The sequence below is a fragment of the Ensifer canadensis genome, from assembly GCF_017488845.2.
GTDB lineage: Bacteria > Pseudomonadota > Alphaproteobacteria > Rhizobiales > Rhizobiaceae > Ensifer > Ensifer canadensis.
In genome coordinates, this window is record NZ_CP083371.1 from 836,972 (window position 1) to 852,777 (window position 15,806).

The 15,806-nt window shown below is 58.6% G+C and carries 10 protein-coding genes and 4 pseudogenes; 5 read left to right on the forward strand and 9 right to left on the reverse strand.

All coding sequences use genetic code 11. The features are described from left to right. Positions 1–20: 20 nt before the first annotated feature. Together J3R84_RS23485 and J3R84_RS23490 are read left to right on the forward strand one after the other, a co-directional pair. A pseudogene (locus tag J3R84_RS23485) lies at positions 21–643 on the forward strand (anti-CBASS protein Acb1 family protein); the annotation flags it as partial. Positions 644–1,060: 417 nt separating this feature from the next. Then, positions 1,061–1,434 (forward strand): annotated as a pseudogene (locus J3R84_RS23490) (DUF2213 domain-containing protein); the annotation flags it as partial. 422 nt (positions 1,435–1,856) lie between these two features. Here the strand turns inward: J3R84_RS23490 and J3R84_RS23495 are convergent. Both J3R84_RS23495 and J3R84_RS23500 read right to left on the reverse strand, forming a co-directional pair. Next, a pseudogene (locus tag J3R84_RS23495) lies at positions 1,857–2,042 on the reverse strand (type II toxin-antitoxin system RelE/ParE family toxin); the annotation flags it as partial. A gap of 118 nt (positions 2,043–2,160) precedes the next feature. Further along, a complete protein-coding gene (locus J3R84_RS23500) occupies positions 2,161–2,982 on the reverse strand; it encodes a universal stress protein (RefSeq protein WP_203529398.1) in 822 nt (273 codons plus the stop codon). A 337-nt stretch (positions 2,983–3,319) separates the two neighbouring features. Between J3R84_RS23500 and J3R84_RS23505 the strand changes: the two genes are divergently transcribed. Continuing rightward, the gene (locus J3R84_RS23505; RefSeq protein ID WP_203529396.1) at positions 3,320–3,655 is read left to right on the forward strand and encodes a hypothetical protein; all 336 of its coding nucleotides are present in this window, start codon (positions 3,320–3,322) and stop codon (positions 3,653–3,655) included. 484 nt (positions 3,656–4,139) lie between these two features. On the opposite strand, the gene J3R84_RS23510 is transcribed toward J3R84_RS23505, so the two are convergent. Next, positions 4,140–4,508: a hypothetical protein gene (locus tag J3R84_RS23510; protein WP_203529394.1), complete on the reverse strand. Its 369-nt coding sequence runs from the start codon at positions 4,506–4,508 to the stop codon at positions 4,140–4,142. Positions 4,509–5,487: 979 nt separating this feature from the next. Between J3R84_RS23510 and J3R84_RS23515 the strand changes: the two genes are divergently transcribed. Further along, the gene (locus tag J3R84_RS23515) at positions 5,488–6,390 is read left to right on the forward strand and encodes an ArdC family protein (protein WP_203529392.1); all 903 of its coding nucleotides are present in this window, start codon (positions 5,488–5,490) and stop codon (positions 6,388–6,390) included. 368 nt (positions 6,391–6,758) lie between these two features. On the opposite strand, the gene J3R84_RS23520 is transcribed toward J3R84_RS23515, so the two are convergent. From J3R84_RS23520 to J3R84_RS23535, 4 genes are all read right to left on the reverse strand, one after another. Continuing rightward, positions 6,759–7,784 carry an ABC transporter permease gene (locus J3R84_RS23520; RefSeq protein WP_057204556.1) on the reverse strand — a complete coding sequence of 342 codons (1,026 nt, stop codon included), beginning with the start codon at positions 7,782–7,784 and terminating at the stop codon, positions 6,759–6,761. Positions 7,785–7,819: 35 nt separating this feature from the next. Further along, entirely contained in the window at positions 7,820–9,361 is a 1,542-nt protein-coding gene (locus tag J3R84_RS23525; RefSeq protein WP_203529390.1) for a sugar ABC transporter ATP-binding protein, read from the reverse strand. Positions 9,362–9,524: 163 nt separating this feature from the next. After that, positions 9,525–10,454 (reverse strand): sugar ABC transporter substrate-binding protein, encoded by a 930-nt coding sequence (locus tag J3R84_RS23530; protein ID WP_053250057.1) that lies wholly within the window; start codon positions 10,452–10,454, stop codon positions 9,525–9,527. Positions 10,455–10,691: 237 nt separating this feature from the next. Continuing rightward, the gene (locus J3R84_RS23535) at positions 10,692–11,504 is read right to left on the reverse strand and encodes a TIM barrel protein (RefSeq protein ID WP_203529388.1); all 813 of its coding nucleotides are present in this window, start codon (positions 11,502–11,504) and stop codon (positions 10,692–10,694) included. 350 nt (positions 11,505–11,854) lie between these two features. Here J3R84_RS23535 and J3R84_RS23540 point away from each other — a divergent pair, with 350 nt between their 5' ends. Further along, positions 11,855–12,904: a capsular polysaccharide export protein, LipB/KpsS family gene (locus J3R84_RS23540; RefSeq protein WP_203529386.1), complete on the forward strand. Its 1,050-nt coding sequence runs from the start codon at positions 11,855–11,857 to the stop codon at positions 12,902–12,904. A gap of 72 nt (positions 12,905–12,976) precedes the next feature. Here J3R84_RS23540 and J3R84_RS23545 read toward each other — a convergent pair. Further along, a pseudogene (locus tag J3R84_RS23545) lies at positions 12,977–13,351 on the reverse strand (AAA family ATPase); the annotation flags it as partial. A 1,436-nt stretch (positions 13,352–14,787) separates the two neighbouring features. Next, positions 14,788–15,123, reverse strand: coding sequence for a helix-turn-helix domain-containing protein (locus tag J3R84_RS23550; RefSeq protein ID WP_057220242.1), 336 nt, complete (start codon positions 15,121–15,123; stop codon positions 14,788–14,790). Positions 15,124–15,806 lie beyond the last annotated feature (683 nt).

Below are 15,806 nucleotides of genomic sequence, written 5' to 3' on the forward strand. Positions count from 1 at the left end.
CGCAGCGGTGCTAACGTGACAATGCCGAGTACTGCGCGAAGATCCTTCAGCGCTAGATGCTCGCCGCCACGGCCAAGGGCATCAAGGGCGACCTGTTCCTGGACAAGGAAGGGGAGTTCGGGCCAGTTTTAGCACGTCTCCGGAAGTCCTTATGGTGTTCCTGCAGATCGTTGCGGCGCAGTCGACGTCCCGGCGACCCGGCTACTCGTCCAGTCACCGGCTGGCATGAACGCCACCGGCGAAAGCGACCTGCGCAACTTTTACGATCGCCTGCAGGCCATGCAGAAAGCCAAGATGCGTCGAGCAATGTGGCGGCTTGAAGAGTGCATCATCCGCAGCGGTTCCGGCTCACGTGACGCTGACATCTATTATGAGTGGGCGCCCCCCCTGGGGCTGGAGAAGGAGAAGGCCGACTCTTCAAAACGAAGGCCGACGCTGGCGCCAGTTGGTGGGTACTTCGCCTGGTCAGGAAATTATACCTCGCGAAGCTGTGTCCGACGCTCTGGTCAACGCGCTCGTCGAGGATGGAACGTTGCCTGGGCTCGATGCGGCGATCGAGGAATATGGCAAGCTGAGCGTGCAGGAGCCCTCCGAACACGCGCATGCGGCCGCAGCAGCCGCACAGTCAAGTCAGGAGCGATGAACCCGAGCGGCTCATCAAGAGGCCGAGAATATCACCATAAAAAGTGCGGCCCAGAGTAAGGCCGACAACTCGGCCGCCAACAGAAACCCAAACGTGGTGTCGCTCATGCAATCCTCCGTAGGCAACCTCCATTGCCGGGAGGAACTATAGGGGAGGGACGACGATCCCGCTACCCACTAAGACGCAAGCAGCGAGTAAAGCAGAAGCCCTACAGAACCCCAGAAACCGACCATTACCAGCGCCATCGCGGCAACCAGAACCTTTGTCACTACAAAACTCCACGACTGTTGTACGGGTCCAAAACCTAGCCCAGCGCTGAAATTTTTGTATCGGACCATGGTCTGATCTCGCTGCTTTCGTTGACAGTGTGTCGAACCGCCATCGCCGTAAGGTGGATTTTCTTTTGAGGCACTCGTCATGAAATTCACCGACTCTGCACCGATCGCGGGAACGCGACGGACCGCCGACGGCTACCTTGTCGCCGAGGTCCGCGCTGCTCGCACTGGCACAGAGGACTACGCCGGCCACGAGGTCGGCAAACCCGACATGCCGGTCGTGAAGGTCTATCGGTCCGCAGATCAGCTGTTCGCTCGGGATGGCCCCGGCAGCTGTAAGCCGGTGACGAAGGTTCACCTTGACGAAGCGGTCCGCGCCGCCAACTGGAAGGACTGGCCGTCGGCCAGATCTGTGACGAGGGCGGCGCCCGCGACGGCGAGTTGGTCCGCATGCCGCTGATCGTGATCGATGCCGCGGCAATCAAGGGCGTCGACGAGGGAAAGCGCCAAACGAGCGATTGCCGGTGCCCCGGTCCGGCGCGCAGTTTGCGCTCAGCTGCTTGAATAAAAGAAGCCGGGATGATTTTCATCACCCCGGCCAGTTGGCTCACTGGGAGAACAGGTCTTCTCTGGAAGGTCGGGCTTTCTTGCGGTTCTTCTGTCGATAGACGTCGATGACGGCGGCAACGACGACCTGGCCGTTGGCGATTTGCTAATAGCAGGCGTCTACCCGCAGGAAGGTGAGGTCGGCGTACATGGCATCGAGGATGAAGGGGCCAGGAATGCGGTCGGCAAAACCGATCAACACCACGCTCTGATGATGTTTCGAAACTCGGACATGTAACAAGAGTGGTGGTTACTAGCCGGGTCGGAATTTCTGTATCGGCGCGCCGTCTATCGTGCAAGTGCGGAGTTGGGCTGGCCTTAGGCTCAACGGCCTCACGGGTATGCCACACGCGCAGAACATAGATAATCGACTGTTGAATCTCGTAGCGGATCTCATAATGCCCAACGAGGATTTGGCGGACTTCGCAAGGCGCAAATTCTTCGAGCTTCTCGCCAAGTCGCGGCGGTTCAACCAGGCGTGTCGGTGCAGTCGTCATCGATTGAACCGTGCGTGCCTGCTGATTTGACGACGATCTCATCGGTGGAAGTCGGGATCGGGACGCAAGCGGCCGGAACTGAAAAAGGTCGGTTCACCCGACTTTCCCGTGAGTTTCGCAACGGAAACGGTCCCACCGATCAACTTGACATGAAACGATGGAGATTGCCGGCGTCCAACAATGAACGTGTCACGCCACCAAACACCCATTCTCTCAACCGGCTGTGGCCATAAGCGCCCGAAACGACGAGATCGGCGTGGCAAGAGACCGCGAAGTCGGTCAGTGCTCGGCGTTCGTCCCGAGCAGAGATGATTTCGCTTCGGGCTTTGATCTGATGGCGTGCGAGAAACGCAACCACATCGGCAACGCTGTCTCTGATCCAACCGTCGGGTTCAGGGTCTACCGTTACGACGACGACATCGCTTGCCGCCTGTAACAGCGGGACCGCATCGCTCACCGCCCGCCGCGCTTCACGGGTATCTTTCCACGCGATAACTATAGTTCTGGCCAGAGCGTGTTCCGCGTCCGTGGCAACGACAAGCAGGGGCCTGCCAGCCTGAAGCACGACACTTCCAGGATCAACGGCGCGATAGCTGTCGCCGGTGGCGGCACCCCGTTTGGCGCCTGTCACTACAAGGTCAGCCAGCCGCGTTATTCGCGCCAGGGCTTGCGTCGGGTAGCTGAGCGAGGAGCGCCATTCCACTTCCAGGGAGGTAGGGACCAGACCCTTGAAATCGAACTCCAGGTCCTTGAATCTGCGTTCTACGTCCGCCTTGAGTTGTTGCCAGACCTGCGCCGACAGGTCGCCGCCTTCTGGACCCACCATCGGCAATGGCACGTCTGCGGCGCAAAACCCAATCAGCTTCGCACTCGAGCGAGCGGCCAACTCTGTGGCAAGTTCGACGATTGGAGCGACCGGGCCGTCTATATCAAGATTTACAAGTATGGATCTGTAGCTCATGTAGTGGTCGCCTTTTGTTCACCATTCTGACGCCTACAGATCCGCTCTTTGGGATCTGGGGGATCTGGGTTCTTTGATGCGAACTCTACGCCTTGCGTAAGGCGGAGGGGTCTTATCCAACGTAGAGAACACTCGCCGCCAGAGCATTGACGAACTTCAATTATGGCTGCGGATCGATCGCAAGTGACAACATCACTGTCGAGCTCAACAACTTTTGAGTGACGGCTGATTAGTGCCACTCTATCAACTTTGACGTATCTATTCCAGACTTATAGTTGTCCGCCGAACATTGAAGGCGCCGTGTCATTTCGTCGTCCAGGAGCTCAAGCGTTGTTTGATGAGCAACAAAAACTTGGAAACAGGCGCTGACCTCTACAGAAACGGCGAACGGATCGTGCGACTCGCTGCTTCAATCTACACGATTGCCAACGACATTCAGATCGCCGTCGTCGTCCCAGCAGGTACGGCGACGTCTACCTCCGGGCTTGCGGCGGTATTCATGTTGGGCACGCAGGATACCTTCAAGGTCGTCGGTGGCGGCGATCGGAACATGCACCGTTCGTGTCGATCAACAGAGCAATGGGAGCTATCTTGCCGCGACGGTGAAGCAGTCCTTCGCAACCAATCCGCAGCTTCCGATCGCCGGCGGCGTTTACTGGACGGTTGCGGCTAATTCGATCGCGGCGTGGTCGTCAGTGTAGCCGTTGCAGACCAGCCGGTTGCGTCGGCGTGAAGTAACCTACTGCCAGATGCGAGTGCTTCGGTCAGGCCGAACGTTTTAATGCGCCTGGCCATCCGTCGCCTGCGGTCGCCCATTTGCTTTGACGCACGAGAGCTGCTTCTCGCATTTATGGTGCCGCCTTAAAGGCGAGATCTTAGGCTGCATTGATTTTTGGAAGCTGGCTTTCTCATTCCCGGGTTTCAGCCTCAACGTGAAGCAACTCAACGGAATGGACATATTCATCGCGACGGAAAACATCAGATGATTTAAAGGCTTGCTTCGAATTCGGCAAAGCAAAGCTCAACGCAAGACTATTATTGCATTCTGGGAAACGAGAAAGAAAAGCTGGCGGCAGCGGTTGCGGCAAGCTCGATCTACGGTGCGATAACTACCGGCCCTGACAACCAGACGGTCAACGGTCCGATTAATTCCAGTCTTACTCGGTCACGACGATGGGATGGTGCACCCTGGTATGGGCGGTTGTGGTCTTGGTGGCTTTCTTACCTTGCCTCGCGGCCTTGCTCTTGGCGCTTTTATGCCCTTTTGCAACGCCTAACTCCTTCATTCGCTGCTCAATAGCGAGGGCAGAGATCGTTTGCAGAATGTTGCTGTCAGCCACGTTGGGGTCTGAGAGTGCGAGCATAGATACCCGGGCGATCTTACCACTTGCGACCTTCGGGCAGGCGACCTCGCGGACACCAAATCCGGACGATCCACTGTCGATTTCCTGATAGTAAGCGTCACCTCGCAGGAAGGTGAAGCCGCGTTCATGACATTGAGGATGAGGGGCGGGGGCGGTCGGCAAAAACGATCAAGACCATGCGGTTTCTGTCGAAAGGGGGGTGTGAGGGACCGTCGATCACGCGGCGGCAACAACGATCAGGCCCTTGACGATTTCCTGATAGTAAGTCGAACCGCAGGAAAGTCGCGGTTTGCGCTTACTGTCTGGGCTCCAGCACGAAGTTTCGTTGTTGGCCGTATGTTTCGGCCAAGCGATACCCCATCAAACGGTACCAGCGGTCAACCTCAGGGTGGGTGCCCCAACACATTGACAGCATCGGCAGGTTTCCTAACTCGGACTGTAGCGTCCTCATGTATTTCCGTCCGAACCTTGTGGAGGGAACCTGAGGTGCGAAAAACTCTTCTACGCCAATGAAGTAGACGCGGATTCGCAGGCTGCCGAGCACTTCTCTTTTTTGCCAGCTGATCAGTCCGGTAGCATCATCGTCCTTTATGATCAGTGCCCGAATGTCGCCGACCCTCTGCCGTGTGCGGAAATTTCTCTCCGCCTCTCCTAGGCTCGATCCAGCGCACTCGAGCTCCTCGATACATCGTTGTGCGGGCGCGGCGAATATTTTGTCCAAGTCCGGAAGCGACGCAACTCGTGCGTACATTGAAGCTGTCCCTTTTTGGTGAGGCGGGACCATACCATGAAATTCACTGATTTTCACCCGATCGCGGCATGCGACGGAGGGCTGACGGCTACCTCTTCGCTGAGGTCCGGACCGCTAGGACAAGCATCCAGCACTTTGCGGCCAGAGGTCGGCAACCATGAAATGTCGGTTGTCAAGGTCGATCGACCAAGCCCGGCGATCGCGCGGGCATGGGCAATCGTCTCTTTCCGGACCGATGGGGCGTAGGGGAGCAGGCTGCTACGGGCCGCGGCGCAAGCAAGGGCAAGCCCTCCTCCACGTGCGTTTCGGCCCTGCGGGTGCATGCGCCGCTCATGGCCCTCCGCTGCTGGAAGCTCCCGCCGCTAAGGCGGTCCAGAAAGGAGCCACACCATGCAAACCAAGCGCGACACCTACCAAGTCATCACCGACACCATTCTCCAGGCCCTCGAAAACTGCGGACCCTGCGAGCGTCCCTGGGTCAGCCCGTCGCCGACCATGCCGGTCAACGCCATGTCGGGTCACGAATATCGCGGCACCAACGTCGTCATGCTGTGGGTCGCCGCCCAGGAGGCCGGCTACGCGCAAAATCAATGGGCGACTTTCAAGCAGTGGTCCGAAAGGGGCGCTAGCGTCCGCAAGGGCGAGAAGGGCACGCCGGTCATCTGGTTCAAAATGCTCGAGCGCGGGGGCAACGATGTCAGCGACGCCGGCGCCGATGACGACAATGACCGCCGCATTCCCTGCGCCCGCCTGAGCTGGGTGTTCAACGTCGCTCAGGTCAATGGCTACCAGCCCGAGAAAGCACAAACGCCCGAGGACAACCATGTGTCCCCGATCGACAAGGCCGATGCCCTCATCACCGCCAGTGGCGCGAAGATCCGCCATGAAGGCGCGCTTGCCTTCTACCGGCCCAGCACCGACGAAATCGTGCTGCCCCCGCAACACCTGTTCACCGGTACGTCCACCAGCAGCGCCACCGAGGCATACTACGGTGTCGCCCTGCACGAACTGACCCACTGGAGTGCACCGCGCCTCAAGCGCGATTTTGGCAAGCGCTTCGGCGATGATGCCTATGCCGCCGAAGAACTGGTTGCCGAACTGGGCGCGGCGTTCCTGTGCGCCCGCCTGGGCGTTTCGGCCGAGCCTCGCGCCGACCACGCCAAGTACCTTCACAACTGGATCAAGATCCTGAAGGGCGACCGCAAGGCATTCATCACCGCCGCCAGCAAGGCGTCCGAGGCCAGTGACTATCTGCTGACCCTTAACTCACCCGAAAGGCAGGAGGCGGCCTAGCGGCCGCCTTCGCGCGAGGACACGGAGCGCGCATCAGGATCAGTACTTGCCCACAACATGTCGATTTTGCATAGGTTCGCTCTGACAGGTACCGGCGCTTGCCCCCAAAAAAAGCGGCTTGCTCAAGCGACGCATCCACATCGATGGCTGGGCAAGTTGAATGGCATCGTTTGCGAGCAATACGTTCGCGGCAAGTTGCGTTTCAGTCGGCTACACCCCAGTCTTCGCCGCGACACCCTCGCTTAGGCCCTCGTGCGTCGTGCGAGCTACAGTCGCGTTGCCGGGCAGGAAGCGCGCAAAAGAAGCCGGGATGATTTTCATCATCCCGGCCAGTTGGCTCACTGGGAGAACAGGTCTTCTTTGGAGGATCAGGCTTTCTTACGGTTTTTCTGGCGATAGACGTCGATGACGACAGCGGCGACGATGATCAGGCCCTTGACGATTTCCTGATAGTAAGCGTCGACCCTGAGGAAAGTGAAGCCGGAGGTCATGACGCCGAGGATGATGGTGCCGATCACGGTGCCGGTGATGCGTCCGACGCCACCGGTCAGCGATGTGCCGCCGATGACGGTCGCGGCGATCGCGTCGAGTTCGTACATCACTCCCATGCCGGCCTGCGCCGTCTGAGCGCGGGCTGCGGTGACGACGCCAGCAAGGCCTGCGAGCATGCCGGCAATGGCATAGACCTTGATCAGATGCGCCTCGACATTGATACCCGAGACGCGGGCTGCCTGAACATTGGCGCCGATCGCGTAGGTGAACTTGCCGTAGCGGGTGTAGCGAAGGGCAATGTGGAAGATGATCGCAACGACCAGGAAGACGATGACGGGCCAGATGCCGGTGCCGATGAAATTGAACTGTTCGGTAAGGCCCGAAACCGGCTGACCCTTCGTGTACCACTTGGAGATGCCGCGTGCCGAAACCATCATGCCGAGCGTGGCGATGAAGGGCGGGATCTTCGTTCTGGCGATCAACTGACCGTTGATGACACCGGCAAGCAGGCCGACGCCGATGCCGAGCCCGATCGGCACGATGGCCGGCAGGTCTGTCAAGGATGGATAGAGCGCGCGCGGCCAGGTGGAGGCCTGCGCCACGCTTGCCGAGAACATCGCGGTCATGCCGACAACGGAGCCTGAGGACAGATCAATGCCGCCGGTGATGATCACCTGGGTCACGCCGACGGCGATGATGCCGATAACTGCAACCTGCAGGATCATGATCGTCAGGCGCTGCGGGTTCATGAGGAAGCTCTGTCCGACGAAGATCCAGCCAAGGATTTCGTAGACAAGCGCGATGCCGATCAGCACCAGGAAGATGCTGAATTCGGGCGGCATCCGACGCTTCGCACCCGGAAGGGCCGAGCCGGTGCCTTGTGCTGCGACATTGGTTTCCATTGTTCGTTCCTCCCTGTGGTCCGTTCAGTTCGCGCTCAGCTGGCCGCGAGTTCCATGACCTTGATCTGGGTTGCTTCGGCTCGGTCGAGGATGCCTGTGACGCGACCTTCATGCATGACCATGATGCGATCGCTCATACCCAGCACCTCCGGCATTTCCGAAGAAATCATGATGACGGCAACGCCGTTGCGGGCGAGTTCGGTGACGAGGCGGTGGATCTCTGCCTTGGCCCCGACATCGATGCCGCGCGTCGGCTCATCGAGGATCAGGATGCGCGGATTGGTGAGCAGCCAACGGCCGATCAGCACCTTCTGCTGATTGCCGCCGGACAAGTTCTCGATGCGCTCCTGCAGATTGGGCGTCTTGACCCGAAGCTTGCGGCTCATCTCCTCGCAAGCCGCGGTGATGTCCTTTTCCGAGACAAAGCCGGCCCTGACGAAACGGTCCTGCAATACGGCGATCTGCATGTTTTCGAGCACGTCGAGGATCAGCAGACAGCCAGTGTCCTTGCGGTCTTCCGTCAGAAACGCCATGCGGTTTCGGATGGCGGTGTTGGGGCTATCGATCGAAACGGTCTTGCCGTCGATGGCGATGGTGCCGGAACTTGCCGGGGTGACGCCAAAGAGCGTCTCGGCGAGATTTGAGCGGCCGGAGCCGACCAGCCCGGCGATCCCCAGGATTTCGCCGGCACGCACGTCGAAAGAGACGTCGTGGAACACGCCGTCAAGCGTCAGATTGTTGACCGAAAGCATGACGTCGCCGATCGGAACCTCTTCCTTCGGGAACATCTGGGTGATTTCGCGACCGACCATCATGCGAATAATGTCATCGCGGGTGACGTCGCTTGAAGCATGCGTGCCGATGTATTTGCCGTCACGGAAGACCGAGAACTCGTCGGCAATCTCAAAGAGCTCGTTCATCTTGTGGGTGATGTAGACGATGCCGATGCCCTGCGAACGCAGATCGCGGATGATCTCGAACAGGTGCGCGACCTCGCGCTCCGTCAAGGCCGATGTCGGCTCATCCATGATCAGAACGTCGGATTCGTAAGAGACCGCCTTGGCAATTTCGACCATCTGACGGTTGGCAACCGAGAGGTGGCGGACCTCGATTTCGGGGTCGAGCTTGATCTTTAGGCGATCGAACAGCCGGGCGGTAATGCGGCGCATCTCGCCATGATCGACAAAGCCGAAGCGGTTTTTCGGTTCGCGCCGGATCCAGATGTTTTCGGCGACGGTCATGAACGGCATCAGGTTCAGTTCCTGATGGATCATGGCGATGCCGTTTTCGAGCGCGTCGAGCGGCGACTTCAGCCTGATGTCGGCGCCCTTCAGCCGCACCTCACCCTTGTCGGGCGTGTAGATCCCGGCCAGGATCTTCATCAACGTCGACTTGCCGGCGCCATTCTCGCCCATCAGCGCATGGACGGTGCCGCGCCTCAGACGGAAGGACACGTCGTCGAGCGCGACGACGCCCGGAAATTCCTTGCGAATGCCTTCAACGTTGAGAAGGTATTCAGCGTTGGGTACGGCGCCGCTGGCGCGCACGGCGGCCATCGTTGTCGGACTGAGCGTCATTGTCATTGCCTCCCCGTCAATTCCGGCTTTCGCGGAAAAGTCCTCGCAGCTGGTGGGTCAACCAGCCATTCTCCTCGCAGGCGCCAATCTACAGGATCAGCGCACCTGCCGCGGGACTGTTTTGGTTGGGAGCGCGAGATATCCCGCGCCCCCAATGCAAGCATCAGTTCTTCGCCTGATAGCTGGCCATGTTTTCCTTCGTGACAAGTTCGAAGGGGATGTAGACCTTCTTCTCGACCGGCTCGCCCTTGGCGAGTTTGAGGGCTGCGTCGACAGAGCCCTTGCCCTGGCCGGCGGCGTTCTGGAACACTGTCACGTCGAGGTCACCCGCGGCCAGGGCTGCAAGCGCATCCTGTGTCGCGTCGATGCCGCCGATAACGACGCTGTCCATCGGACGGCCAGCAGCCTTCAGCGCCTGGATCGCGCCGATCGCCATTTCGTCGTTGTTGGAAATCACGGCGTCAAACTCGAGGCCGGCAGAAAGCCAGTTGGTGAGCAGATCCGAGCCTTGTGTGCGCGACCAGTTGGCGGTCTGCTCCTCGACGATCTCGATACCCTTGCACGCTTCGGTCGCGAGAACGTCATGGATGTCCTTGGTGCGCATGCGGGCAGCCTGGTTGGAAAGCTCCCCCATCATGACGACGGCCTTGCCCTTGCCGCCGAGCATCTTGCAGATTTCCTGGGTCTGCAGCGTGCCGGATTCCTGTTCGTTGGAAGCGACGAAGGCCTGCTTTTCCGGGAGGGTGTCGACGTTGACAGGTTCGCGGTTGACGTAGACGAGCGGAATGCCCGCGTCAGCGGCAATCTTCGACATCGCGGCCGTTGCGTCGGTATCAACCGGGTTGACGATGATGGCGGTGACGCCGGCTGCGATGAAGTTCTGGATCTGGCTCTGCTGCTTCGAAACGTCGTTCTGTGCGTCTTCGATCTGCAGGTCGACGCCGTCGAGCGTCTTGGCGTAGTCGGACATGCCGTTGCGCAGGACCGTCAGGAAGTTGTCGTCGAACTGCGCCATGGAAACGCCGATGGTTTCGGCATGCGCTGCCGTCGACATCATCACCGCCATGGCTGTACCCAGCAGGAATTTCTTCATTATCTTTCTCCTCCACATTTGGTGCCCGGCCACACCTTCTCCAGCCGGAAACGCTGACCGTGTCGGGTCGCGCCCATCTCTGATCGGAAGCGGTACTCCCGCTGCGCTCCAATCAAAACGGAATAAAAGAACCAGTGATTTGCTATTACGGAATATGTATTCCATTTTATGCGGTCGCCGTCAAGGGTGTCTTTCGGCGCCTCGCTTCGTTTTCCAGTGCTCGGTCGGCTTTGCCGATCAGATATTGGCTTCGAGGTAAGCCATGCTGGTTCTGAGGGCGGCGGCCGGATCGGCAACACCATGGACTTCATCGGCAAAGGGCTCGAACGAGAAGGGGCCGGAATAACCTGCAGCCTTCAGGCGGCGAATCTGCCCGACATTGTCGAGCGTGTCGTTTTCGTCGACCAGAACACGATGCGAGTCGCGCAGATCGGCGATCGCCACATCGCTGTCAGTGACCCCCGATATATGGACGAGGCCGGTCATCTCAGGATGGATTGTTTGCTCGCCGGCAAGATGGTGGTGGAAGGTGTCGTGCACGACGCGGAACGTAGCCTCGCCGCCGATTGCCCTTATGCCGTCAACAGCCTCCGTCTTGGAGCGAAGCGAGCAGATCTCGAAGCCGAGTGGCTCGACAAGGCCGATGATACCGGCCGCATCGAGCATCGGCTTCAGCACCGTAAGGGCTTCCTTTAGGTTTGCCTGACGCTCACCATCGGCCTGGCCGCTGCCATCATTGACGGGAACAAGAACGAGCGCTTTTGCCCCGCAGTCCCTGGCATAGGAGATCAGGTGCGCGGCTTCGGCGGCGCGCGTGTTGTTCCATTCATTGAACCGCTGCAGGGCGTTGATCGAGATGATTGTCAGCCCATGTTCTGCTGCCAGTGCCGTAACGTGTTTTGCGGGTGTGCCATCTAGAATGGCATTGCCGGTCAGGTCGTTGCGGATCTCGACGGCCGTCATGCCGAGCGATCGTGCAAGCGCAAAGAAGGCGTCGAGCGGCAGGCCGGGGGTTGTCATGTGATTAAGCGCGAAGGGTAGGGTGGTCATGGGAATGTCTCCTCCAGGTGTGGTTCGTTGGTAGCTATAAATGGAACGTTCATTCCATTTATAGCTACCCGTGCAAATCACCAATGACTAGGAGGTAGTTGACGCGTGTCCGGTCAAAGCACTTGCATTGTTGCAAGATTGTCTTTTCCAGATGATGGAATCCAATCAGATTCCAGGTGACCTCAGTGCAGATCTACCGTCCGCGTGCGACTGCCCTTGAACTCTTGCCCGGTTGACCTGGATCGAGAAAGCTGTCTTCAACCGCCCGACGTATGGCAAGTTCGGTTTGCATTTGCCTTTGCAAGGTGATTTCTGGCGGAGCGCGCCGTGATGGCTGGCAGAGTGAGAATATGGACGTGCTCGACAATCCCGCACCAACCGTGACGCAAGTCCGACCCTGGCACCCGAAATGGGGGGCAAGGCTCGGGGCGACATATTTCGTGCACAAGGCGTTTCCCTGGTTGGGCCATTATTTCGGCGATACAACGCTTCGTTCGACACTTGCCCCCCGACTCGATGGTATCGTTTCCTGGGGCGGCCGGCTGCCGGCACAGACAGCGATGCGAATTGCGCGATTGCGCAAGCTTCCGCATTGGCATCTCGAGGATGGTTTCCTGCGCTCCGTCGGTCTCGGCAAGGATGGAAGTATTCCGATCTCGATTGTCGTCGATGATAAAGCGCTGCCGGTCGATGCCGGTCGCGCCTCCCGATTGGAGTTGCTGATCCGCGATGCGGCTGGCGGCTTAGCGCATGATGTTGGTGCCCCGATCCGCGAGGCCCTGGTGGCGCACAAGCTGTCGAAATACAACAACCTCCCTCACAGCGAGCCTCGTCTCGCTCCGTCGACACGGCGCAGGATATTGCTGGTTGATCAGGTGTTTGGCGATGTTTCCGTAGAAAAGGCGTTAGGCGCGCCTTCCTCCTTTGACCGCATGTTGGATGATGCGCTTGCAAGCGGTGCGCAGATTGTCGTTCGCACGCATCCAGACGTCATTGCCGGTCATCGCAAGGGTTATATGACCGAACGGGCATCGAAGTTGCCAGGCGTAACGCTGATGGCCGACAAGGTGTCTGCTGCGGCCATTCTCGCCGTCGTCGATGAAGTCTGGACCGTCTCCAGCCAAATGGGCTTCGACGCAATTTTGCGTGGCCTTCCTGTTCGTTGTTATGCGAGCCCATTTTATGCGGGTTGGGGACTGACAGAAGACCACGTGGAAGACCGTGCCCAATTGGCCCATGCGAGACGGGCAATTGCACGCCCCACCCTCGATCAGCTTACTTTCGCAGCATTCGGCCTCTACCCCGTCTATCGTCACCCAAAGACATGGGCGATGTTGGAGCCGCTCCAGGCAATCGATTATCTGGTCGAAGAAATCGCCACAACTGGACGGCATGCCTGATTTTTTGATGGCCCCGATTTCTTAATCAGCTCACGGTTCGAGCCCGTGATTACGCACCATTCCAATTTTTCTCAACGAGTCCGCCACGTGCGCGGAAATGAAGACGTTGGAAGAACCTGCCAGGACGAACTGGCCCATTGCTCGATTTTCGTCCACAAGCCTCTTCAATGCCAAGGCCAATTTCGTTGATCGCTGGGCTTCGTCGATAATGAGCGGGCCAACTTTCGTCTCAGCCAGCAGAGCGTCCAGCTGTCCTTTTGGATCAACCTCGTTAGCAACAAGCGCACCTTCGTCATCTAGTGTAGTGAATTTTCCGACGCTCAATAGATCGCGTACAAGCGTCGTCTTCCCGACCTGCCGTTGCCCGATAGTGTTAACCACTCGCGCTGATGTATGAGCAGCCTTCAGTTGGGAGTGTAGATGACGCGGTAAGAGACTGTCGTCCATGTCACTTCATTTCTCGGCAAAAAGCGATGCGGGGAAAGTTGCAATAGACCTGCGGGGAAAGTGTCAATAGCGTCGTGGTGAAAGTGTAAATAGGTCTTAGGTCACGGCAAGTGGTGCTGTTTCCCGACCGTCATTTCCGCCGTGCACGCCTGGTCTACGAGCGTTTTCGCTGCCCTTGACGACACGGGTATCGTGCGGTTCGGCCCATCAGGATTGTATTCGCACAGGGAAAGCACCGCTTGCCGCTCTGGTTCTCCTTGCGGCGGCGGTCGAAGCGGCCCACCTTCGTGTACTCCGGTTTGATGTCGCCACCGACATACTTCGTCAGATGTTCTCCGGAGTGAAAAGATCGAAAGGCAGGAAGGTCTGTCCCCGGTGCGCCCGAGGCGACGCCGGCTATGGTTAACACCTAGGCGGATGCGAGCTTATGTTTGCAGAGGCTGCCAACGGCTGAACCGCAGCCCCCGGGTACCAGAGGACTGCGGTTAGAGCCGCCTCGATCTCTGCAGGGACAGCGGCGACTGCCAACGAATAGACCGGTTGCGGGTTAATTCAGTGTTGCCTCAGGGTAGGATTTTTATCCATAAAACAGTGGGCTAGGTTTCTCTCAGAGGCAGCACTTCGTGATACGGCCAATCTTCAACCATCAAGAACATCGCTATGACCTACCGCCAGATCCGGCTTACGTTAGGTGTTCGCAGCAGTAGATCGACATCGCTTTCGATTTCAGCGCAGATGGTGTCCAAACCGTCGAGATCGATAGGAGGATGAGGGAGCGCAGCGGTCAATTCATCTCGAGCCATGGCGACGAGTGCGTATTCTTCACATAACGCACGAAATGCCCGCTCTGTTGGGCGTCAATCAACGCTCGCAACGCTGGAAGCCTCAGTTTCAGAGCTTTTCCGCTGGCTCGAATCCGGGGTGCGAAAGACCGAGAATATCACCTATCGCGTGACGATCACGAGCAGTCTAGCGGGTCGACGACGGCGGCGATCAAGGATCTGCAATCGCTGTTAGTCAGCAGTCCGGCGACCCTGAAGTTAATGAGGGAGATATTGGAGCGGATTGAGGGCGGTCAACTGCGTCGATAAAAGAACGGCCCGCTGTTGAGGGGGCCGGGAGTGTGGGACAACGGCTGCGGGGGACTGCCGCTGTCCATGGGGTGCGAACAAAACGCGCGTGCCGGAAAATCGTTCCAACCATGGCTGAGAGCTGCCATAATGCCGACGACGCCTTATCGGCTCGTTGCTAGATTTAAACCCAAACGCGGATTACGCTCGCCAATCCTCAGATTTAGCTGTATATTTAGTCATTGCTGATATTGCTGGCGGCCTTCTCCCCACAGAGCGACGAAAAGAGGGCCGCTTTTTCCAGTTGTCCCGCCGGATAAGGGCAGCTTTTCTCACAAATAACCAGCCATTTGCTTAGGTCCCGCATCAACCCCGCTCGGCCAAAATTTTCTGCATCCGAGCGAGTTTGCTTTCCGCAACAGCAAGTCGCTGGAGAAGCACGTTCGGTCTCTCGGCCTTATCGTCCATTGAAAAGTCACCGATGACTTCCATCGGGTGCGCATTCAAAACCTGGCAAATTTGAACAAAAGCCGGCAGGGATATTCGGTTCGTGCCGCGCTCATATTTCTGGATCTGCTGGAACGTGACGCCAATTGCTGCGCCGAGCTTCTCCTGCGAAAGCCCGCGCGTCTGGCGGATTATCTTGAGGCGCTCACCCATCTGCACGGAAAGCTCAGACGCAGAGTCGGTCATCTTGGCCATGTGTATCCTCCGTTGATTTCCGGGGGATTTAATGGAGCAACCCACCCGTGTTCACAACTCGCAAATCTGAGGGTAGACAAGCGCGTCCAAGCAGTGGCGGAGGTCACCCTCGATGCCTGGCGCTGGGTAGTGCCACGGCGAGCGGCGTCATCCTGCACCGGGCGCACGCCACCAGCCGGCGCCTGTATCCGCACCTCGGCGGTCTTGCGGCCGCACTTGGCGTGACCCCTCACATAGATCGGATGATCACGCCCAAGTTTATCCACGAATGGGGCTATCGGGCTGATTCCGCCGCGGCGGCACTCCAGGCACCAGAGATTGAAGCTATACGCCTTGTCGAGCAATTGGCCGAGCGTCGAGATAACGACGGCTCGCTTCGTTCCAGACATGCGCTTTCTTCCTCGATTGAGGTTTCAGTAAGCCGCATGTCGTGAAAGTCGCCCGCCGCGCGCCACTTCGTGCAGCCGGGATGGGCGCACAGGTGCTCAGCCAGGCCGCTTTCCGTTCTCTTGGTAGCGCCGACTTCGGCACTCATGCTCAAGCCTTCCTCGTGCATATGTTCTGCAAATCGTTGAGGAACGGAGTCAACACCCAGATCTGGGGAGGAGGTCAGTGGGGCTTGGGAGCGATCAGAACGACGCCGGCGCCAAGCTCAAACATTTCCGTTTCGGCATTCACTGCCA

Bases quoted from the DNA above. Each gene is read 5' to 3' on its own strand.
- J3R84_RS23525 (WP_203529390.1), bottom strand. From the start codon at position 9,361: ATGACGCTCAGTCCGACAACGATGGCCGCCGTGCGCGCCAGCGGCGCC.
- J3R84_RS23505 (WP_203529396.1), top strand. From the start codon at position 3,320: ATGAGCAACAAAAACTTGGAAACAGGCGCTGACCTCTACAGAAACGGC.
- J3R84_RS23530 (WP_053250057.1), bottom strand. From the start codon at position 10,454: ATGAAGAAATTCCTGCTGGGTACAGCCATGGCGGTGATGATGTCGACG.
- J3R84_RS23540 (WP_203529386.1), top strand. From the start codon at position 11,855: ATGGACGTGCTCGACAATCCCGCACCAACCGTGACGCAAGTCCGACCC.
- J3R84_RS23500 (WP_203529398.1), bottom strand. From the start codon at position 2,982: ATGAGCTACAGATCCATACTTGTAAATCTTGATATAGACGGCCCGGTC.
- J3R84_RS23550 (WP_057220242.1), bottom strand. From the start codon at position 15,123: ATGGCCAAGATGACCGACTCTGCGTCTGAGCTTTCCGTGCAGATGGGT.
- J3R84_RS23515 (WP_203529392.1), top strand. From the start codon at position 5,488: ATGCAAACCAAGCGCGACACCTACCAAGTCATCACCGACACCATTCTC.
- J3R84_RS23520 (WP_057204556.1), bottom strand. From the start codon at position 7,784: ATGGAAACCAATGTCGCAGCACAAGGCACCGGCTCGGCCCTTCCGGGT.
- J3R84_RS23535 (WP_203529388.1), bottom strand. From the start codon at position 11,504: ATGACCACCCTACCCTTCGCGCTTAATCACATGACAACCCCCGGCCTG.